The sequence below is a fragment of the Zoogloea sp. 1C4 genome (assembly GCF_009469605.1).
In the GTDB taxonomy this organism is placed as follows: Bacteria; Pseudomonadota; Gammaproteobacteria; order Burkholderiales; family Rhodocyclaceae; genus Zoogloea; species Zoogloea oryzae.
In genome coordinates this window covers 54,274-74,196 of the sequence record NZ_SSXU01000007.1, presented here as the reverse complement: position 1 = coordinate 74,196, position 19,923 = coordinate 54,274, and the positions used below count along the sequence as shown (strand labels likewise).

The 19,923-nt window shown below is 54.7% G+C and carries 15 protein-coding genes and 7 tRNA genes; all 22 read right to left on the bottom strand.

The features are described from left to right. Positions 1-100 precede the first annotated feature (100 nt). On the bottom strand, positions 101-1,414 hold the full coding sequence (locus GH681_RS10635; protein WP_153161455.1) for a hypothetical protein: 1,314 nt from the start codon (positions 1,412-1,414) through the stop codon (positions 101-103). A 22-nt stretch (positions 1,415-1,436) separates the two neighbouring features. Continuing rightward, the gene (locus GH681_RS10630; protein ID WP_153161454.1) at positions 1,437-2,543 is read right to left on the bottom strand and encodes a glycosyltransferase; all 1,107 of its coding nucleotides are present in this window, start codon (positions 2,541-2,543) and stop codon (positions 1,437-1,439) included. Beyond that, on the bottom strand, positions 2,536-2,703 hold the full coding sequence (locus tag GH681_RS24125; RefSeq protein WP_368666703.1) for a hypothetical protein: 168 nt from the start codon (positions 2,701-2,703) through the stop codon (positions 2,536-2,538). The genes GH681_RS10630 and GH681_RS24125 overlap by 8 nt, the downstream gene beginning before the upstream one ends. 350 nt (positions 2,704-3,053) lie before the next feature. Next, positions 3,054-4,079: a hypothetical protein gene (locus tag GH681_RS10620; protein WP_153161452.1), complete on the bottom strand. Its 1,026-nt coding sequence runs from the start codon at positions 4,077-4,079 to the stop codon at positions 3,054-3,056. After that, a complete protein-coding gene (locus GH681_RS10615; protein WP_153161451.1) occupies positions 4,076-5,350 on the bottom strand; it encodes a lipopolysaccharide biosynthesis protein in 1,275 nt (424 codons plus the stop codon). The genes GH681_RS10620 and GH681_RS10615 overlap by 4 nt, the downstream gene beginning before the upstream one ends. Positions 5,351-5,355: 5 nt before the next feature. After that, on the bottom strand, positions 5,356-6,543 hold the full coding sequence (locus tag GH681_RS10610) for a hypothetical protein (protein ID WP_153161450.1): 1,188 nt from the start codon (positions 6,541-6,543) through the stop codon (positions 5,356-5,358). A 29-nt stretch (positions 6,544-6,572) separates the two neighbouring features. Continuing rightward, positions 6,573-7,595, bottom strand: a complete 1,023-nt coding sequence (locus tag GH681_RS10605) for an SDR family oxidoreductase (RefSeq protein ID WP_153161449.1) — start codon at positions 7,593-7,595, stop codon at positions 6,573-6,575. A gap of 36 nt (positions 7,596-7,631) precedes the next feature. Further along, entirely contained in the window at positions 7,632-9,866 is a 2,235-nt protein-coding gene (locus tag GH681_RS10600; protein WP_153161448.1) for a polysaccharide biosynthesis tyrosine autokinase, read from the bottom strand. Between the two features lie 209 nt (positions 9,867-10,075). Beyond that, complete coding sequence (locus GH681_RS10595) at positions 10,076-11,257, bottom strand: polysaccharide export protein (protein WP_153161447.1); 1,182 nt, start codon at positions 11,255-11,257, stop codon at positions 10,076-10,078. A 142-nt stretch (positions 11,258-11,399) separates the two neighbouring features. Beyond that, the gene (locus tag GH681_RS10590; protein ID WP_153161446.1) at positions 11,400-11,837 is read right to left on the bottom strand and encodes a low molecular weight protein-tyrosine-phosphatase; all 438 of its coding nucleotides are present in this window, start codon (positions 11,835-11,837) and stop codon (positions 11,400-11,402) included. A 13-nt stretch (positions 11,838-11,850) separates the two neighbouring features. Further along, positions 11,851-13,344, bottom strand: coding sequence for an MraY family glycosyltransferase (locus tag GH681_RS10585; protein ID WP_194271202.1), 1,494 nt, complete (start codon positions 13,342-13,344; stop codon positions 11,851-11,853). Positions 13,345-14,050: 706 nt separating this feature from the next. Next, positions 14,051-14,127, bottom strand: a tRNA-Asp gene (locus GH681_RS10580). Between the two features lie 67 nt (positions 14,128-14,194). After that, a tRNA-Glu gene (locus GH681_RS10575) sits at positions 14,195-14,270 on the bottom strand. A 17-nt stretch (positions 14,271-14,287) separates the two neighbouring features. Further along, a tRNA-Ala gene (locus GH681_RS10570) sits at positions 14,288-14,363 on the bottom strand. 40 nt (positions 14,364-14,403) lie between these two features. Next, positions 14,404-14,479: transfer RNA gene (locus tag GH681_RS10565), tRNA-Glu, on the bottom strand. A 46-nt stretch (positions 14,480-14,525) separates the two neighbouring features. Beyond that, a tRNA-Asp gene (locus GH681_RS10560) sits at positions 14,526-14,602 on the bottom strand. Between the two features lie 68 nt (positions 14,603-14,670). After that, positions 14,671-14,746 (bottom strand) — tRNA-Glu (locus GH681_RS10555). 20 nt (positions 14,747-14,766) lie between these two features. Further along, positions 14,767-14,842 (bottom strand) — tRNA-Ala (locus GH681_RS10550). A gap of 176 nt (positions 14,843-15,018) precedes the next feature. Further along, the gene (locus GH681_RS23665; RefSeq protein ID WP_228111867.1) at positions 15,019-15,834 is read right to left on the bottom strand and encodes a PEP-CTERM sorting domain-containing protein; all 816 of its coding nucleotides are present in this window, start codon (positions 15,832-15,834) and stop codon (positions 15,019-15,021) included. Positions 15,835-16,115: 281 nt separating this feature from the next. Continuing rightward, the gene (locus GH681_RS10540; protein ID WP_153161444.1) at positions 16,116-17,522 is read right to left on the bottom strand and encodes an FAD-binding oxidoreductase; all 1,407 of its coding nucleotides are present in this window, start codon (positions 17,520-17,522) and stop codon (positions 16,116-16,118) included. 27 nt (positions 17,523-17,549) lie between these two features. After that, positions 17,550-18,461, bottom strand: coding sequence for a patatin-like phospholipase RssA (gene rssA, locus GH681_RS10535; RefSeq protein WP_153161443.1), 912 nt, complete (start codon positions 18,459-18,461; stop codon positions 17,550-17,552). A gap of 128 nt (positions 18,462-18,589) precedes the next feature. Next, positions 18,590-19,921 carry a 30S ribosomal protein S12 methylthiotransferase RimO gene (gene rimO, locus GH681_RS10530; RefSeq protein WP_153161442.1) on the bottom strand — a complete coding sequence of 444 codons (1,332 nt, stop codon included), beginning with the start codon at positions 19,919-19,921 and terminating at the stop codon, positions 18,590-18,592. Positions 19,922-19,923 lie beyond the last annotated feature (2 nt).

Genomic DNA, 19,923 nt, shown 5'->3' with positions numbered 1-19,923 from the left:
CTAGAAAACGATGATAATAACTAAATAAGCGCTTTCATCCCAAAAAGCGGACAGCAAATTTCAGATCAAATTAAAATGATCTATGACAAATTACCTCCGACTAACCTCTCAGAGTTGAATTTGTCTTCTTTAGAGCCATTGAAACTGGGGAAGCAAGAAGAAGATTAAGCAGAACCCACAACGGTATTATCCGCGCCTGTAAATGAACGGGCATACCGACTCCAGCGATTAGGAATGCAATAGACAAACCCAAAAAAGGACGCGAAAACGGACTTCCCGTTCTGATAGACAAATAATTTAAATATGTGATGTAGACACAAAATCCATAAAACAGCATCAACAACCCCGCTCCACCCACCAGCAATATCTGCCGATATTCGAAATCCGCATATTTGTAATCAAATGCTTGATCACCGAATCCAAGAACCCACGTCGAGAATTGACTTGTTACATCAACTACATTATCAAAATAGCCTGTAGTGTCAGACGCACCAAATCGACTAGAAAAAATGTCAGAAACACCGTGCCCGCTGTCGCCAAAAAGGAGCAAGAACGGTCTTGACACCATCGGCAGGTCTTCGGCTAGAAATATGACTAAAAAAGCGGCTGCGCCAATGACAAGAAAAGCATACAAATGAAATTTTGTAAGCTTCAAACCAACAGTTGCAAAATTAATTATCAAAATAATTAGTGCGCCAAAATAGTATGTTTTGCTCGTCGAAAGAACACCGCCAACAATGGAAAGTGCCAACGCGAAGGTGACGATATAAAAATGACGCGGAAATTCTTTTTTTGATACGGCAGCTCCGACGCAAACCGACAAGGTAAGTAGATTGTAAATACCCAAGGAATGCATGCCCGAAAAAATTGACGTAAACCTCCCTCCACCTCGAACACTCAATTCTGCTAGCGTTCTGAAATCCTCATAGCGCCCCTCTTCTTTACCGCCATAATAATCAAAGACTAGAGTGACAAATGGCGAATCAGTGTCTGCAAACTGATAAATTGCATACGCGTTGATAAAAATAGAGACCAACAAGAAAGCAATAACGAACGAACGCCATTCAATAGACAGATAAACCCGATGAAAATAATAAAGGGCGCAGCCGAATACAATTAATGAAAACTGGTTAGCCAATTGCAAGGCTCCACTTAGATTTGATAGATCAACGAATATTCTGAACAAAACAAACAAAAGCATTCCAACACCTAAAGCAAAGACTTTAGTCTCGTACTGTCTTTCAATTCTAAATACACCACCCGCAAATAGTGGAAGTACGAATAATGCACAAATATAAATCCAACCGATGATCTGATCGAGACGAAAGCTCGTACCAGGGTAGTATGGTCCAAAAAAACTCAACAAGAGAAAAAACAGAACAAACGGCTTCACGGATCTTGAGTCGGCATTCATTTTCAGTACCTACCCAGTTATATCAGGTGCTAACTTTTGAAAGAAGTTCTTCGTATCTTTTACCAACTTCGGGAGCGCTGAGCATGGCCACATCTTTTTTTGCATTATCTACTATAGATACATTATGTGTTGTATCTTGCAGTGCCGCGTGAAGTGCAGCCGACATCCCTATAACATCATCACAGTCAAAGAAATAACCTGATTTTGGACCGAGAATTTCGCGATGGGCATCAATATCGGAAAGGCAGATTCTGCAACCAACAGCGGCCGCTTCAATAAGTGAGTTCGGCATTCCTTCGTACCTGCTAGGCATTACAAGAACATCAGCAGACTTCATCCATCCATATGCGTTACTCACATAGCCCAAGAAACGAACGCGCTCGAAAATTTTCAAATCTTTCGCTAAAGACTCTAGTGCGGGCTTTTCCGGCCCTTCACCACACAAGATCAAAACACTGTTGTCTTGTTCTAGCACACGCGAAAACGCCGTCAGCAGGTTATGTAGATTCTTTGAAGGGATAAGTCTTCCAACATATAAAATCAATTTACAATCATCCGACCGACGGAACAAGCCGTCGTCTTCTGGAGGCGCCTCTTCGATCTTGTCGAACGGTATTGCATTCGGAATTACCTTACACCGCTCAACCAGCCTAGGGACAACATTCCAATAGGCAATGCCACCACTGGAGTTTGCTACGATTGCATTCGCAAAGCGACCCAAAATTCGCCTTACAAAAATCCGGGCATTACTCTTCGAATATGCGCTTTGCGATGTCCGCTCAGTGAGAATCCATGGTCGACGAGTTGTCAGTGCCGCAATGCCTCCTGCGATATCCATTAATGGCAGCCAGGTCTGCACTACATCAGCATTGACATCTAATATGATCTTCCGAATTCTACTTACCATCGACAAATCATAGTTACTGGACACAATCAGCCTATGGAGCGTCACGTGTTCCCGATCAAGACTCGCAAGATTCTGCCCATACTCAAGCACAACGAGGTGCACTGTCCACCCCAATTTGGCAAGCTCATTGCAAAGAATTACGACCTGCCGTTCAGCGCCTCCTCCACCCAAGCTGGCAATACACTGAACGACTGTCTTGTTCTTACGATTAATGCTATTCATCTCTGACAATAACCCTATTGGACGAACTCACGACCGTAGATTTGGGCTTTATTATTTTGTTAGCAAGAGTAACGCCTGCCCCAATCCTTGAATCATCGCCAACCTCAACCATACCAATAATAGAAGTATTGCAGCCAATAAAAACTATATTACCAATCACCGGCGCCTTACTAGTATTAGATCGACCATCGATCGGAACATCAGACCCAATGGTTACGTGATGCAATATGATACAATCGTCTCCAATAACCGCGGATTGAGATATAAAGATACCATGCAAAGAGTGCACAAAATTAACTCGATTACCGATAGTGGCTTTGTAGGGCAAGAAAGCTCCATACAAGATTTTTGCCAAAGATCCATAGAAAAATAGAGCATGAAAATTATCACTCTTAGGACTTTTCGGCAGATCACACTATCGGCATGAATTTTGTCTAGATGCCTACAGAGCCGATAGCAAAATATGATATGTTTGCAGTAAATAGACATATACAACCAACCGCTCTTTTACTATTTCGTTTCTAGATGGCTGATGAAATCATCTACGATAAAAGCCTCTGGATTAACAGGCAAATCGTGCCACTCAAGATCTCTGGTCCAGAACCCTTGACACGAATAGTAGACATCAGCCGTAAAGCCATAGCTCGTCTCGATCAGCAACGGAACACCATCTCTATAGACATAATCTAGAGCGAGCGACTGTGACTGAATTGCGTCCGCGACACTAAACGCGGATCTAATCATTTCAGCCGGAAAAATCTCTTTGTCGAATTGTACTAACCCACTGCCTGAGGCACGGAAATCGCCAGGACGACAATGTCGACGGATACAAAAGCAGCGGTTGCCGATCACGACCGCTCTATCGTCATACGCCGCATTAGGAACAAAATCCTGAAAATACGCGTACCCCAGCTGCCGGGGCAGTAGTCTTTCGCGCTTAGAGCGAATCCACAACCTAGGCGTTCTCTTTGCCACTAACCATAATGCGTCTAAGGACCGATCTCGACGCCAGCGCCATATCGCATCTTTAAGTGACTCGACTCGATCTAAAAGCGGAAAACCTCTCGAGAAGCAACGCTTAATCAGTGCAGATGATTCATGGAGATTTTTAACTACTTTCACATTCAGTGAGCCAGCTCCTCCTCTCAACTTGAACACTTTTGGGTAGTCCGTGTTACGAGCCCACTCGATGGCTTTATCAAAATCAACGAACACGTAACTTGGTACAAGGGGAGCCCCAATGGCTTCCAGCAAATACTTCTGCGCAAGCTTGTCATCAAAGTAGAGCGACGTCTCGATTCTTGGATAAACCTTCTTACCCGCTCGCCCCAACGCGTCTAGCAGGGGTTTTGCAATCAAATGATCTCGATAGTCCCCCTGGTGCCAGTGCCATAAAAAGCCATCGAAGTTCTGCAGTTTCGAAATTACGTCATTATCGTAAGCGCTAACATAATCAAAATCGACTCCCAACTCCCTCAGCCGATGCACCCAGCCTCGACTAAAACTGCCTTCCCGTTGGTGAATAGCAACTCTCATTCTGCTTTCCTCGAGCAAATAAGCACTAGGACAATCAAAAAACAATTAATCAAACATCCGATCCCTGAGAGAAAAGCCACTATCTGCACAGAGGTTAGCCCTAACGTGCGCCCTGACAACAAAACTAGAACTCGAAGCAGGAGACCTATCAGCTCAATAAAAAGAAAGTGCTTGTGCAAATTTAATGCGGGAATTGCTCTCATGGCAGCCACATTCATCAAACCACACCAACACCATAAAGCGAGCCAACGTGCGTATTCTCCGCCCTGTACCCAGAAAGGACCAAACACAAACTCGAAAATACTCTCACCAAAGATAACAATCAGTCCGTAAGGTACTGAGCCGGCCAGGCCTAGGGCTATCGTAAGAGTTGTAATAAGTCGGGTTGCATCCCGCTTTTCTAATATTGCTTTAGAAATTTTCGGATAAAAAACTGGACCTACGGCTTGACCTATCACGGTCGAGGGCACGGCGAGTACGCGCATGGCCAGTCCATAATATCCAACGGCCTCAACTCCATACTGGTAGCCTAAAAACAGTATCGGAATATTTGCGGCCACCGCGTTAATAATTTCCTGAGGCGCTCGGTATAAAAGAAACCCTTTATGTTCTCGCGCTACACTCCTCAATGAAGGAACCTCTCCATCTAACGCCAACGCTGAACAGACGCCATCTTTAGCCTTACTAAGAAAGTAATACCGACCTACGTGAGAGAGAACATTCGCTAGGATTAATGCCTGAGCGGACCCAAGTGCGAGACCAGCAAGCACGGAAAAAAAACCATTAAATAATGACTGCAGAACTGTTGCAATCGACGAAGCTCTAAATGCTCCCTTGACAATGAGCAAGGCATTACTCGCATTGCATTCCGCAATGATATATATGGCTACAGGTAAAGCCCAGTAGTCCTGAAATCGTCCTGAAAATCCTGAAAACGCGCCTTGAAAAAAAAAAGCAAACACAAGGATCATCGCGCTGAGAAGTGAGAAAACCTGAGCCCCTCTCTGGCACAACTTAACCAATGCCAACATCTCACCATCGCTTTTTGCCAAGGGCACCGCATTATGGTAAGAAAGTGTTCCAATCTGCCCGCCAAGTGCCGTTAATGAAACGAAGAGGCTAAGGGCTCCCATTTCATCAGGTCCGAACATGCGAGTAAGGATCGGGGAAAATAATAGCGCAATGGCTTGAGCGCCAATGCCCCCCATACCAACTATCGCTACACTTCGAACAAAGGCACTGCCTAATAATTTCTGAAATGAGTTATACATCGCGCTCAGATACTGCAAACCGCCCGTTTAAACAAGTCACCATCACTAGAATCAATATGATTTTTTATCATCCAACCAAGCTCAGGGGTTGAAATAAAAGTAACATCGGGCCATTTTTTCTTAATCGCCAAAAGCAGCCTTAAAAGTGACTGCCTATTTTTTTTGGCGTACTCTTGGCTAATCGATCCTACATAGTTAACACGGTGTGAGCAAATTACTGCTGGGCGCCTGAAAAAAAAAGCGCGCTTGATTTGTGCCAAGCACATTTCAACAGGATCTTTCCCCATGCCTCCGTCTGCCGGCTCAAACCAACAATTCCTCATGAGATATGTTTGACCGTTCGAATTAACCTCACCTAAATAATGTGAAGCCTTATAAACTGTCTCACCTTGAGGAACAAGTTGAACTCGCGCACCTTGAATGTATTCAATCCCGCAACGATGCCAAGCTCTCTCTATTAAAGGCGACCACGTGTAATTTGGTGCAATAGCGCTTTGGGAAACATAACCAAATATTCTTTGAAATGCGTGGGCGCCATCTAGAACAGATTTTTCAAGATCAATTCCTTTTAGCGCCGCTACCGCGGGATCAATGTAAACGTGTCGATAGAAGGAAAGTTTTTCCTGGGATGCAGCATGGGGGACGCCGCACATGCCAAACGAAAACGTTTCTAGCGCTTCTTTAGACCCTGAATTAAGCGCATCCATCCACTCCCACCATCTGACATGCTCTTTTGCATGGAATTGCGGAATGAACGACATCTGGTTGTAGCTTGGAGCCCATCGCGTTATGACCTCTTCTGATCCATCCCTACGCATCAATGTTTCAATAACACTCTCTGAATAATATCTCTGATATTCAGCTAAGCGAATCTTATTAAAATCGGGATTCTCTAGAACCATGTTGGCGGTCATACACGCTGGACGGCCCGTCAAGTCACGAACACTGTGCAAAACCTCGTACAGCCGGTCTAAATCGTCTCGTGTTTCTAGCGCGTCAAAACAATAAGGCGAGGCGTCCATTTGATAGCCTAGGCTTTTCAAACTCGCATGCGCATTGGCACTTGACGTTCGAATGCTTCCCCAGTCGTCGCTTTCAATAACGATGAATTTCTTTGTTGTTCGCCACCCCCTGGTTGCAGCGTTAGCAATAGAAAAAATCGACGCCAAAGATGAGTGAAGCATTTTATTCACTTGTCAGCCTCCGCGATCACCGCCAACAATTATTTGAGATTATCGACGTACCAGCGCATCGCGGTTTTTAAACCTTCACGCAAAGTATGTGAAGGCTTGTACTCCAAGCATCGCTCAGCTCGCTCGATACTCGCCAGTGAGTGGCGAACATCTCCCTCACGGAAATCTCGATAGACAGGCTCCTGATCTGAAAAACTTTGTCCAAGATCTCGTAGCGAACTCGCGATCTCTCGATACAATTCGTTCAAAGTTGTCCGCTGGCCGACGGCAACATTAAAGACTCGCTCCGAAAATTTATTTACATCCGCCAAAGCCGCACGAATATTAGCCTGAACAACGTTATCGATATAACAAAAGTCCCTACTTGTCTCGCCATCACCATTAATATAAATGGACTGCCCCTTAATCATGGCGGCCGCCCACTTAGGAATAACAGCGGCGTAGACGCCGTCCGGATCTTGACGTGGTCCAAAAACATTGAAGTAACGCAAACCTATGGATTTCACGCCGTAGCACCGCTCAAAGACGTGCGCATAAAGTTCATTCACATATTTCGTCACAGCGTAGGGCGATAACGGCATGCCAATTCGCTCTTCAACCTTCGGCAGAGCGGGGTGATCTCCGTAAGTAGAACTGCTCGCCGCATAAACAAAACGCTTTACATCCGCGTCTTTTGCTGCGACCAACATATTCAAGTATCCGGATACATTTGATTCATTTGAAGTGATCGGATCAGCTATAGAGCGCGGCACGCTCCCTAAAGCAGCTTGGTGAAGTATGAAATCTGCTCCTCTGCAGACCCGTCTACAAACTTCCGAATCACGTATATCACCTTCAATGAATGCATACCTGCTCCATTGCTCCGCGGTCACTAAAGACTTGATCTGCTCTAGATTGGTCTTGTGACCTGTTGAAAAGTTATCCAAGCCAATTACATACTGATTAGCCCCAAGAAGGGACTTCACAAGATTGCTGCCAATAAAGCCAGCCGCGCCGGTTACGACCCATTTATACTCTTTCCCCGCCAAAAGGGAACAAACAATATCACTCATAAAAATTCCGATCGAAAGTTTCTGCTCTAAGGTCAATTAGTTGCGGTAGGAATATCGGTAGACATAACCTTTATACCCGTATCTATAGCGCTGGCGATCGGTGTTCAGATCGTTGAACACGAAGCCTTTGACCTGAACACCGGCATGGTTAAGGCGCTTTACCGCTTGCTCAAGCTCTGCAACCGGGTGGCAGCCGGACCGCGCTACCATCAATGTTGCGCCTGCGTGCCGTCCTATGATTGCAGCATCCGAAACAGCAAGAATCGGAGGCGCATCGATAATCAGCGTATCAAACTGCTCCCCCAATTGCGCTAGCATTTGCTCGAATCGAAGATGCATCAGCAACTCAGAAGGATTGGGGGGAATCTGCCCGGTCGTAACGACCCACAGGTTGGGCACCGAAGTCGGTTTGACAATGTCTTCGAGCACGGCAGTTCCAGCCACATATTCAGAAACCCCCACCTCGCGGCGTAGACCAAACTCTTTGTTGATATGCCCCCTACGCAAGTCAGCGTCGATGATGACAATCCTTGACCCCGCTTGCGCCAGCACGGCACCCAGGTTCTTGGAAAGGAAACTCTTGCCAAGACCAGGGCTAGAGCCTGTGATCAGGATTGAATTGTGGGTGGCATCCATCATCGCAAAATGGATCGTGGTGCGCAGACCGCGCAAGCTCTCAATGGCGTCGTCTTCAGGTTTCATCACGGCCAAAAGTTCGCTAGCACCCTTTGCCTTTCGGGCGTGAGAGAAAATCTTCACCTCATCTTCGCTGTGCGGGACCGTGGCGTAAACAGGTAGACCCAGCTTTGCTTCGATAACCTCTGGGTCTTCAATCACCACACGGAGGGAGCGCTTCGCCCAGATACTGATGAGGCTAATGATGAATCCGAGCAAAGCTGTGATAGCAAGTTTAGCTGGGGTTTGGATACCTACTGGTTGCCTAAATACTGCTGCCGCATCGATGACCCGCACATCACCCACTGTACCTGCCTTGGAAACCTTGAGCTGCTGAGCGGTATTGACGAGATTGGTGTAGAGAGTAGTGGAAACTTCGACATCCCGGGCAAGACGCAGCACCTTCTGCTGGGTATCGGGCAGTTTGTTAACGTCGGCGTCGAATTGATTTCGGCGCTCGCGGAGCCGTTGAAGCCGCTGGTCCACTGCTTGGACACGGGGATGTTCGGCGGTGAAGCTCTGGCGCAGTTCGTCACGCTCCTGCTTTAGGGCGACAATCTGGTTATCGACCTCAACGAGGGATTGCAACACGCTTTGGGTTTCTAGATTCAGGTCCAGGGAACCTCTGCTCTGTCGATAGGCGTTATAAGCAACCTCGGCGGCATCCATTTCACGCTTAAGAGCTGGAAGCTGGGTCTCAAGGAATTTGAGGGTATTTTCCGCTTCGGCGGAGCGGCGCTCCACGTTCTGGCGCACATACGTTTTAAGTATGTCATCAAGGATGACACCGATCCTGTCCTTGTCCGAACCGGTGAGGCCCACCTCAAGGATGCCTGATTTCTTTCCGCGCTCTTTAACCGTAAACTCTTTGCGAAGTCGATCAACTGCGGACTCCATAGATCTTCTGATTAGCACGAACCGGGTGCCCGGACGCGCGCTCATTTTTGACACGAAGATCGAGAATTTTCCGGCAGTCGCGCGGATACCAACCTTCCCTTTGACAATACTGCCCTCCCCCTCATCGAAAAGCTCGAAGCCGTCATTTTCTTCGGCGGTAAGGATCAGCGGTTTATCTTCGGAGCTAGAAGGAACGTCGAGTGCGTCCACTTGCAGCGCTTCCCCGCCCCAAGCGTAACTGGATAGACCAAACAGCGGACTGTTGGGGTCGTCACCTTTATAACGTCGGGCAATGACAGAGCCGATGAGCGGTAAATGCGTGGGCTGGACCTCGATATCCAGCTTAAGGCGATGAATGACCCGGCCCAGCACCATGCGGGAGGTAAGAATTTCCTGCTCAGCCGCAACAGTGGTGTTATCACCCAGTAGAGGTTCGAGATCCTTGAGGGCAGCCGACATGCCTCCGCCACCCTTTTCTTCGACCTGCAACAAGGCATCGGCCTTATATACGGGTTTAGAGACCATCGTCCAGGCGACACCCATGAGGACAGCAATGGAAGTCACGATAGCGATAAGCCATCGATGCTCCATGACCACGGCGACGATTTCGCCGATGGCAAGACCTTGCTCTTCTTCAGCTCCAGTAGCTATTTGCTGACCGGGCACGGGGGCCTTGGGTTTTAGGGATTCGTTTTCCATGGTCGAGTGGGTATGGGCTAATGCGGGTCAGGGTCGGGATTTGTGCGAGTACCGGGGCTTGCTTGAGCTGCGGCAACTTCCTCCTCGGCCCTCCCCTTGTCAAGGGAGGGAGCGTGGGGGGCTTGGACTAGAGTCGGCAAATCCATGATTTACCCCCTGCGAGGGGAGTAAAGAACAGTAAAGTTTGCGGGGGTGCGGCGGTCATACTCTTACGGTTGGCGGCCGCCGAAGAGCGGGTAGCGAGCCGCACTCGTCTGGTTAAGCGTCTGCGCCGTGGGCAGAACGTTGGTGATAACGCGGTTCCAGCGCACCACATCGGCAGCGTCGACGTAAACGATGTCGCGCGGCTTGAGGGTGAAGCGGTCGGCCAGCAGCATCGCGTCGGGAGAGCTGCCGTCCAGATGGAAGAGCTCTGGTGTGTCACTGCCGCCGCGCATCACGTAGATCCACTTGGGATTGGCTTGCTCTTGGGCGATGTAGCCCGAATCGGCCAACGCCTCGGCCAGGGTGGAGCGCTTCTTGGTCATGACCAGTGAACCCGGCTTCTGCACTGCACCCAGCACAAAGATCTTGTTGAAGCTACGATCCTGCACATTGAGGATGTCGCCGGTCTCGAGCAGAGCGTTCTGCTCGGTGGCGCCGTTTTCGTACATGGCCTGGATATCCACGCGGTACGTCGTCCCCTTGCGAGTAAGAAGCACGCGGCTGTGATCGGCCTCAGGGCCAAAGCCGCCGGCCTGGTTGACGGCCTCCAGCACAGTCATGGGTACATCGGTGATGGGCAGCAAGCCGGGCTTGGTCACTTCGCCAACGACGTAAACGCGCTGGCTGCGGAAGGCTGCAACCCGCACATCTAGCTGGACTTTTTCAATGTACTTGGCAAGGCTACGAACCAGCATGTCGCGGATCTGGCGGGTGGTCTTGCCAGTCACCTGCAGCGTACCCACATAAGGGTAGTAAATGGTGCCATCTTCGTTGACTACCGTGCCGGCTTGGTCAGCCGCACGATATTGGCCGGCAGGGGTGGTGAGCTCAGGGTGATCCCAAACGATGATAGTGAGCACATCGCCCGGAGCCACCTTGTAGTCGGGCGCGGGGGGCATCACACTACCCTTGGGGGCGCGGCCGTTCATATTTGTGGAGGTGGCCGTCGGGCGTTCAGCGGCGGCGAGCTTCATTTGCTCGATGATCAGCTCAGCCGTGATGGGCTTAATGCTGACGTTCTCGGGCGCAGGCTCGGCGGCTTCTGATTGCCGCACCGGGAGCTTGATGGACGATTGCTGGTCACGCAGGCCATAGGCCTTGTCACCGGGAACAACGGCACATGCGCCCAGACTCGCGCACACAACAGCCAGCAGCAGGCTGCTGGCAATACGCGACTTGGCAGGCATGGAGGGAGCGAATGCTCCATCAGGAATAGTGATCATGGATGCCCTGACTGATTGTGTTTGAACAGTACCCCGAATGATAGTTGAGCCCTGTTAACGTCATAGGGCACAAGACACACATTGGACACGATAGTTGAGATTGGCCTTACAGTCGCCGGGACCATTCGGTCACGCCACGGTCGATGAGGCCTACAGCCTCATCCCATACGGTCTGGGCCCGCCTGTAAGGGTCGGGGATTTCAAACTTGCCCCAGTGCCCCAGCAGGAAGGTCTTGCCGCGAACAGCGGGATCGATGTCGGTGAGCGCCTCACGATGGTGGCTTTCCATCACCAGCACGAGCTCGGCCCAGCGGCACAGAGCCACATCGGCCTGCTGCGCCCGGTGCGGCGCAAGATCAATGCCCCTGGCGGCCATCATGGCGGTTGCGGTTTCGTGGGCAGGATCACCCACCAGCGCACCAACGCCGGCCGAAGCCACTTCTGGCTTGCGGCCGGAACGCAAAAGGGCATCGCGAAGCAGATATTCAGCTACGGGGCTACGGCAGATGTTGCCCGTGCATACAACTAGGATGCGGTCGTACAAGACTATCTACCCCTCACCCGTGCGCGACAACGCTGGGCTCGCCCGCCGCGCTGTCAAGACGATAGATCAGCGCGGCGTTGCCGGTAGAGCGGCGGTCGCCCGCCCGGCGTTCGCTGCGCCGATACTTTGCGCCGACGCGGCGGTCGTGGGTTTCCTTCCGGTCTACAAACTGGCGGACCTTCACGCCGGGTTCGCGCCCGACTTCTCGGCGCAGCACGGCAATGATGCGGCTGATGTGAGCCTGAGTGAGATCCTGGTCGTCACCAAGGAGCTGGATCACGCCATAGCAGGCGGGGCCTGCGTTACCCTCGGTGTGGTAGGCGCGGAAACGGAAATCCACATGGGGGCCGATGCAGCGGTTGAGCATATCGGCAAACGAACCCAGCTTGTGCTCCGGCAGGCCGGCCACATGCACACCCACGGCATGGACGGACGTCATGCCGAGCGACCGGTGGATGCGCCGCAGCAGCGGCACCAGCCGCCACGGGCGCAGCACGATGAAGAAGCACACCGCAAACACGACCAGGAAGGCCGCCAGCATCACCAGCTCGTCTACGCCGGCATACATGCCCAGCAGGCCGATAGCCCCAAAGCAGAATTGCACCAGCGCCAGCACCAGCACGGCATCCTGCACCCGGAAACCGGCCCGCAGGAAGAGGTGATGCAGATGGTTGCGGTCGGCATGGAAGGGGGAGCGCCCCATCCACATGCGTCGCAGCATGACGCACAGGGTATCAATCAGCGGCACCGCAAACAGCCACAGGGTGGTGATGGGGGTGATGGCACGAACGCTCTCGTTTGACTGGGAAAGATCGGAGAGGAGCCAGGCAAACACGAAGCCAAGCTGCATGCTGCCGTTGTCACCCATGAAGCATCGTGCGCGACGCCAGCCCAGGTAACGCAGGTTGAAGCACAGAAAGCCCGCCACCCCGCCGGCGATGATCACGATCAACGAAAAGTAGGCCGGATCGCCCGAGATATAAACGGCCAGAGCAATCAGCAGAAGACTGACGATGGACAGGGAACCGGAAAGCCCGTCGATCCCATCGATCATGTTGAGGGCGTTGATGGCGCCGATGGTGGCCAGCAGGGTGATCGGGACAGCGAGATAACCCAGGGAGAGGAGATCACCCGAGAGCAGCTGCCCGAGATCGGAAATCTCGACCCCCCCCAGAAACACCATGGCCAGACCCACGGCAGCCTGGATGCCGAAGCGGATCTTGTAGTTGAGCTGCAGGATGTCGTCGGCAAAACCCGTGATGAACAGAACGAGCACGCCACCAAGCAACACGTAGATCCGATCTCCGAAGGACGGGAAATACTGGCTGACAACGTAGCCGCCCGTGAGCATGGCCGCGAGGATGCCCACCCCACCCACAAAAGGCGTCACGGTGTCGTGCGCCTTGTGACCACCGGGCTGATCGACAACCCCGAAGCGATGGGAGGCCTGGATGCTGTAGTAAACCGCCACAGCGGAAACAATCAGACCCAGCAGGAACAACGACATCGATAACATTCGAATCAGCCTTTTATTGGCAGGCGCTTACGCCCACGCAAACTTGATTGCACACCACGGAACGTCGTACGCCACCGCCACAGCACCGACTTGAACAACAGGGAGCATACAGATGCAACCCGACCAACATATTTCAGTATTTTACAAAGCCCGCCGTCGACGGACAGGTAATTTCACACAACAACGTTAAAACAATGCCAAACGCGACCCGTGTTTGACGACTCTTCACACAATTGCAAAATCATGTCGCACCGCAATGCTTAAGCAATAATCAGGCCAAAATCAAAACCCAGTTAAATCAGTGGATTAAAATATGCATTTTTCACTATTTTACAATGTGTGTAAAATTTTCCGACACTTCACCATTCCGAAGCGGCAGTGCAGCCACGCCGTACGCTGAAGGCTACACAGCAGCGATCAGCCGAGTACAGCACTGCGAAGGCCAAAGGTCAGCACCACCCGACCTCCGCGAAAATGATTTGGCATACCTCACAAACAATGAGATTCCCGGGCACACTTGCCGCCCAGACACCCCAGCCCAGCCTGAACAGGCACACGCCAGCGCCACTAGCAAAGGAATGGGCACAGCGGCACACAACGGAAACAAGGGGAGGGAGAAGCCGACAACCACAGGCCACTAAACTCAGGAAACCAACGCAAAAAAGCCTCGCAGGATCTGCGAGGCTTTTGAAATGACTGGCGGAGTGGACGGGACTCGAACCCGCGACCCCCGGCGTGACAGGCCGGTATTCTAACCGACTGAACTACCACTCCGCGCTTTGACTGCTGTCACAGCCGGGCTTGGCTGCAACTGCCTGCATTGCTGCAGGACGCTTGATCCTGGCGTCCCCACGGGGATTCGAACCCCGGTTATCGCCGTGAAAGGGCGGTGTCCTAGGCCTCTAGACGATGGGGACCTGTGTATTCGGTTGTTTGGTGGAGGTAAGCGGGATCGAACCGCTGACCTCTTGCATGCCATGCAAGCGCTCTCCCAGCTGAGCTATACCCCCACAACACAACAACTACTAGCTTGACCACTCCTGGCGAAAGTGGCGTCCCCACGGGGATTCGAACCCCGGTTATCGCCGTGAAAGGGCGGTGTCCTAGGCCTCTAGACGATGGGGACTGCTATTACAGCCCAAAGAAAGCAGAGCCTTCTTCGTTTCTGTTGGTGGCGGAGTGGACGGGACTCGAACCCGCGACCCCCGGCGTGACAGGCCGGTATTCTAACCGACTGAACTACCACTCCGCACTTTAACTGCCGTCACAACCCGGTCTTGGTTGCGACTGCCTGCATTGCTGCAGGACGTTTGATCCTGGCGTCCCCACGGGGATTCGAACCCCGGTTATCGCCGTGAAAGGGCGGTGTCCTAGGCCTCTAGACGATGGGGACCCTATTTACTGCAAGTCGTTTGGTGGAGGTAAGCGGGATCGAACCGCTGACCTCTTGCATGCCATGCAAGCGCTCTCCCAGCTGAGCTATACCCCCGTGCAACGAGAAGCGCATTATAGACATGCTTCAGGAGGCTGTAAACCCTTTTCTGCATTTTGCTAAAAAAAACACCCATCCAGCCCGCCCAGCCCCACATAAAGCACAAACGGCAACCTGACGGTTGCCGTTTGATCACGCATACCGCACCGGACAAGCCGGTGCAGCGAAGCGGCTTACTTGCGGCGACGCACGGCAGCCAGACCAGCCATGCCGAGGCCCAGCAGCGCCATCGAGGCGGGTTCCGGAACGGCGTAAAGCACGCCATTGGTGGCGAAGGTGCCGTCGATGATGCCATTGCGGTCACCAGCACCCTTGCCCGGGATGGTGCCGGCAGGCATGTTGTCCAGCACCAGCAGCGCGTTTTCGAAGCTGCCGCCAACCAGGTTGGTCTCGTCGATGGCGAAGTCGATACGGTCTTGATAGACCTGATAGAGGATATCGACGGTGCCGGAGACTGCGCCGCCCAGGAAGCCGCCCAGGCCCAGCAGGGTGCCGAACAGGGAGGTCGCAGCAGCACCGGTGACGGTGAGGCTGCCGGTGGTGTACGGAATCGCCTGGCTCACGCCGTCCAGCTTGAGCGTGGTGGCGTTGGTGCCATTGAAGTTGAACTCGAGCAGGCTGGTGCTGACGCCGGTGACGGCCAGCGGGCCCGTGCCGATCTTGGTGTTTGCAGCATAAGCCACGCCCAGGTCGGGACCGACCACGCCGTCGAAATCGATGACGGAACTGGAGCCAGCCTTGGCGTAGATGTCGTAGATGCCGGCAACCGGGACTTCGATGGTGACCTTGCCGTTGACGTTGGTCAGCGACACATTGAAGGTGTGATCCGCATCCGGCAGCGTGGGGGTGGCGCCCGGCATGTCGGTGCCGAAGTTGTTGATGAGGAAGTTGCCGTTGAGGCCTTCAAAGGTGGTGGAGTACACCGCGGCGTTGGCGCCAGCGCTGAGAGCACCCAGCGCAACGGCGACGAGCAGAGCCGATTTCTTCATGAGTTGAATCTCCTTGTAATGAACCTTAGGTTCAGATTGCTGGGGCTGGCCGCGTCTTGAACGCACGGCGAACTGGCGCCACATCAAAATCTGTTTCCAGCTCAAAAAGAAGCAGGTTACGTGCCAGACAGTTAATTTTTTTTAAATTCATGAGCTTAAAAAAAACGCGGGTGGCGCTTTTCAGGATGTGTCAAAAATTCCGACAAATACGCCAATGCCCATTTTGAGCCTAGAAATATCAATGAGATATCGCTCACATATCGCCCGTGCACTGCGTCACATCAGAGTAATTTTCCCGGATTCATGCGCCCTTCCGGATCGAAGGCGCGCTTGAGGATCTTCATCATCTCAAGCTCGATCGGGGGCTTGTAGAACATGAGAATATCGCGCTTCAACTGGCCGATGCCATGCTCGGCAGAAATCGACCCGCCCAGCTCGGCTGCGAGGCCGTGGACGATCCGATTGACCTCGGCGGTGCGCTCGATGAAGGCGCCGTTCTCGCCCTTCAATGGCCGCGACTGGTTGTAGTGCAGGTTGCCATCGCCCAGATGGCCGAAGCACACGATGCGCAGGCCCGGGTAGGCGGCTTCGAGACGTTCTCCGGCGAGGGCGATGAAGCGGGGAATTTCGCTGACCGGCACCGAGATGTCGTGCTTGATGCTCACGCCTTCGCGCTTCTGGGCTTCGGAGATGTTCTCGCGCAGGGCCCACAGAGCGGCGGCCTGGGTGGCGCTGGCGGCAATGGTACCGTCGAGGATCAGCCCCGCATCGACGCCCTGCCCCACCTCTTCTTCAAGCAGCGCCTCAAGGCCCGCGTCGATGCGGGTGTCGGTCAGCTCGACGAGCACATACCAGGGATACGCATCGGCGAGCGGATCGCGCGCACCGGGGATGTGCTGGAGCACCAGATCCAGCGACTGCCGGCTGACCAGCTCAAAGGCGGTGACGCGATCGCCGGCCACCGCACGCAGCCGGCCGAGCAGGTCGACCGCCGCGGCCGGATCGGCGATCGCCAGCCAGGCCGTGGCGGACGCCCGCAGACGCGGGAAGAGCTTGAGGCTCGCCGCGGTGACGATGCCTAGCGTACCTTCCGCACCGATGAAAAGCTGCTTGAGGTCGTAGCCCGTGTTGTCCTTGCGCAGCGACCGAAGGCCGTCCCAGATCTGCCCGTCTGGGAGCACCACCTCCAGCCCGAGCACCAGCTCGCGGGCGTTGCCGTAGCGCAGCACCTGCACGCCACCGGCGTTGGTGGAGATGAACCCACCCACCTCGCAGCTGCCTTCGCTGGCCAGGGAGAGCGGAAACAGCCGGTCGGCGTCTTCCGCCGCGGCCTGCACGGCCGCCAGGGTGACGCCGGCCTCGACGACAATGGCGTTGTTGGCTGGATCAACCCGCCGCACCCGGCGCAGCCGTGAGAGATTGACCACCACCGCCGCACTGCCAGCCAGCGGCGTGGCGCCGCCGCACAGGCCGGTGTTGCCGCCCTGGGGCACGATGGCGCAGCCGGCGTCGGCGCAGGCACGCACCACGGCGGACACCTCGGCCGTATCGGCAGGCAGGGCGACGGCCGACGCGGTGCCGGTGTAGCGGCCGCGCCAGTCGGTGAGATAGGGGGCTTTGTCGGCGTCCGCCACCAGGCAATGGGGCTCGCCGACGATCGCACGCAGGGTTTCGATCAGGACATTCATGGAACGCCTCCCGGCGAAGGACGGATTTCAGCGCCCGAGGGCGCGGCGGATGGACGGCAGGGCAAGCTCGACGGCGGCTTCGCCTTCGGCGATCGCCTCACACCCCCGGTGATAGTCCATCAGGCCAAGCTGGGCAAGGCGCGGGGAGATGAGCACGTCGGCGGGCTCGCCGGCCAGACGGCTGCGGGCGATGCGCACCGACATGATGGAGATGCTGCTCTGCATCACGGTGAGCATGGAAGGCGTGCCTTCCGGCTCCTCCTCCGGCTCGTCGGTAGGCGGCGTGTTGTTGCGCCCGAAGCGGGACAGCAGGCGCTTCGACCAGCCGTTAGCGGTGGTTTCGGTATTGCGTTCGGGTTCGGCGCGGTTGCGCCAGGCGGCGCCGACCACATCGGAATTGAGATCGACGGCGATGACGATATCGGCGCCCATCGCCCGGGCCAGCGACACGGGTACCGGATTGACGAGTCCGCCATCCACCAGCAGCCGGCCATCCTGCCATGACGGCGTGAGCAGGCCGGGCAGGGCGATGGAGGCGCGCACGGCCGCCGAGACGCTGCCTTCGCGCAGCCAGACTTCGTGCCCGCTCTGCAGATCAGTGGCGACGCAGCCGAAGCTGTGGCTGAGGGAGATGAAATCCCGGTCGACGAAGTTGCGTTCGAAGAAGGTGATCAGCCGATCACCCTTGATGAGACCGCCGCGCAGGCCCATGTCCATCAGGCCGACGACGTCCTGCCAGCCGAGGGTCTCGACCCAGCTGCCGAGCTTCTCCAGATCCCCTGCCGCCGCCACGGCGCCGACGAAGGCGCCGATGGAGCAACCGGCGATGATCTGCGGCTCGATGCCCTCGCGGGCCAGCGCCCGCAACACGCCGATATGCGCCCAGCCCCGGGCGGAGCCGCTGCCGAGGGCGATGCCGATGCGGGGGGTGCGTTTCATGGGTGTCCGGGTGACGAAACGGTTGGCGATTCCCTGTAGGTCGGACTTCAGTCCGACATCGTGCTCATATCGGACAGTGTTGTCGGACTGAAGTCCGACCTACAGTCCGACCTACAGGGGTCCGAGGGTCAGATCGGCTCGGCGTACAGGTCGTGGACGTCGCAGTCGGTGATGCGGACGCGGGCGAACTCGCCGGGCTCGAGGTTCTCGCCAGCCGGGATGATGACCAGGCCGTCGATGTCGGGGGCATCGCCCGGCGAACGGGCCAGCGCGCCCTCCTCGTCGATCTCGTCCACCAGGACGGTCATCTCGCGGCCGATGAAGCGCTCGAGGCGCTCGGTGGAGATGTCTTCCTGGAATTCCATCAGCTGGATGCGGCGCTCTTCGCGGATTTCTTCCGGCACCGGATCGGCCAGCTCATTGGCGGCGGCGCCTTCGACCGGCGAGTAAGCAAAGGCACCCACGCGGTCGAGCTTGGCTTCTTCGAGGAACTGCAGCAGCTCCTCAAAATCGGCATCGGTTTCGCCGGGGAAGCCGGTGATGAAGGTGGAGCGGATGGTGAGATCGGGGCAGATCTCGCGCCAGCGGCGGATGCGCTCGAGGTTGTTCTCGGAGCTGGCCGGGCGCTTCATGGCCTTCAGGATGCGCGGGCTGGCGTGCTGGAAGGGCACGTCGAGGTACGGCAGGATCTTGCCCTCGGCCATCAGCGGGATGATGTCGTCCACGCTGGGGTACGGGTAAACGTAGTGCAGGCGCACCCATACGCCCAGGTCGCCCAGGGCGTTGCACAGGTCGTAGAGCTTGGTGCGCATGGGCTTGCCGCCCCAGAAGCCGGTGCGGTACTTCACGTCGACGCCGTAGGCGGAGGTGTCCTGGGAGACGACCAGCAGCTCCTTCACGCCGGCATTGACGAGGTTCTCGGCCTCGCGCATCACGTCGCCGATCGGGCGGCTGACGAGATCGCCGCGCAGCGACGGGATGATGCAGAAGGTGCAGCGGTGGTTGCAGCCTTCGGAAATCTTGAGGTACGCGTAGTGATTGGGCGTGAGCTTGACGCCCTGGGGCGGCAGCAGGTCGATGAACGGATCGTGGGGCTTGGGCAGGTGCTTGTGCACTTCCTGCATGACCTGTTCGGTGGCGTGGGGGCCGGTGACCGCCAGCACTTGCGGGTGGGCAGCCATCACCACGTCCTCCTTGGCGCCGAGGCAGCCGGTAACGATGACCTTGCCGTTCTCGTTGAGGGCTTCGCCGATGGCGTCGAGGGATTCCTCTACCGCGGCGTCGATGAAGCCGCAGGTGTTGATGACCACCAGATCGGAGCCTTCATACGACGGCGAGATCTCGTAGCCCTCGGCCCGCAGACGGGTGAGGATGTGTTCGGAATCGACCAGGGCCTTGGGGCAGCCAAGGGAAACGAAGCCGACTTTCGGGGCGGCGCCCTGCTTGCTGGATTGGGTCATGC

Bases quoted from the DNA above. Each gene is read 5' to 3' on its own strand.
- GH681_RS10635 (WP_153161455.1), bottom strand. From the start codon at position 1,414: ATGAATGCCGACTCAAGATCCGTGAAGCCGTTTGTTCTGTTTTTTCTC.
- GH681_RS10630 (WP_153161454.1), bottom strand. From the start codon at position 2,543: ATGAATAGCATTAATCGTAAGAACAAGACAGTCGTTCAGTGTATTGCC.
- GH681_RS10620 (WP_153161452.1), bottom strand. From the start codon at position 4,079: ATGAGAGTTGCTATTCACCAACGGGAAGGCAGTTTTAGTCGAGGCTGG.
- GH681_RS10615 (WP_153161451.1), bottom strand. From the start codon at position 5,350: ATGTATAACTCATTTCAGAAATTATTAGGCAGTGCCTTTGTTCGAAGT.
- GH681_RS10605 (WP_153161449.1), bottom strand. From the start codon at position 7,595: ATGAGTGATATTGTTTGTTCCCTTTTGGCGGGGAAAGAGTATAAATGG.
- GH681_RS10600 (WP_153161448.1), bottom strand. From the start codon at position 9,866: ATGGAAAACGAATCCCTAAAACCCAAGGCCCCCGTGCCCGGTCAGCAA.
- GH681_RS10595 (WP_153161447.1), bottom strand. From the start codon at position 11,257: ATGCCTGCCAAGTCGCGTATTGCCAGCAGCCTGCTGCTGGCTGTTGTG.
- GH681_RS10585 (WP_194271202.1), bottom strand. From the start codon at position 13,344: ATGTCGTTGTTCCTGCTGGGTCTGATTGTTTCCGCTGTGGCGGTTTAC.
- GH681_RS23665 (WP_228111867.1), bottom strand. From the start codon at position 15,834: ATGAAGAAATCGGCTCTGCTCGTCGCCGTTGCGCTGGGTGCTCTCAGC.
- GH681_RS10540 (WP_153161444.1), bottom strand. From the start codon at position 17,522: ATGAATGTCCTGATCGAAACCCTGCGTGCGATCGTCGGCGAGCCCCAT.
- rssA (WP_153161443.1), bottom strand. From the start codon at position 18,461: ATGAAACGCACCCCCCGCATCGGCATCGCCCTCGGCAGCGGCTCCGCC.
- rimO (WP_153161442.1), bottom strand. From the start codon at position 19,921: ATGACCCAATCCAGCAAGCAGGGCGCCGCCCCGAAAGTCGGCTTCGTT.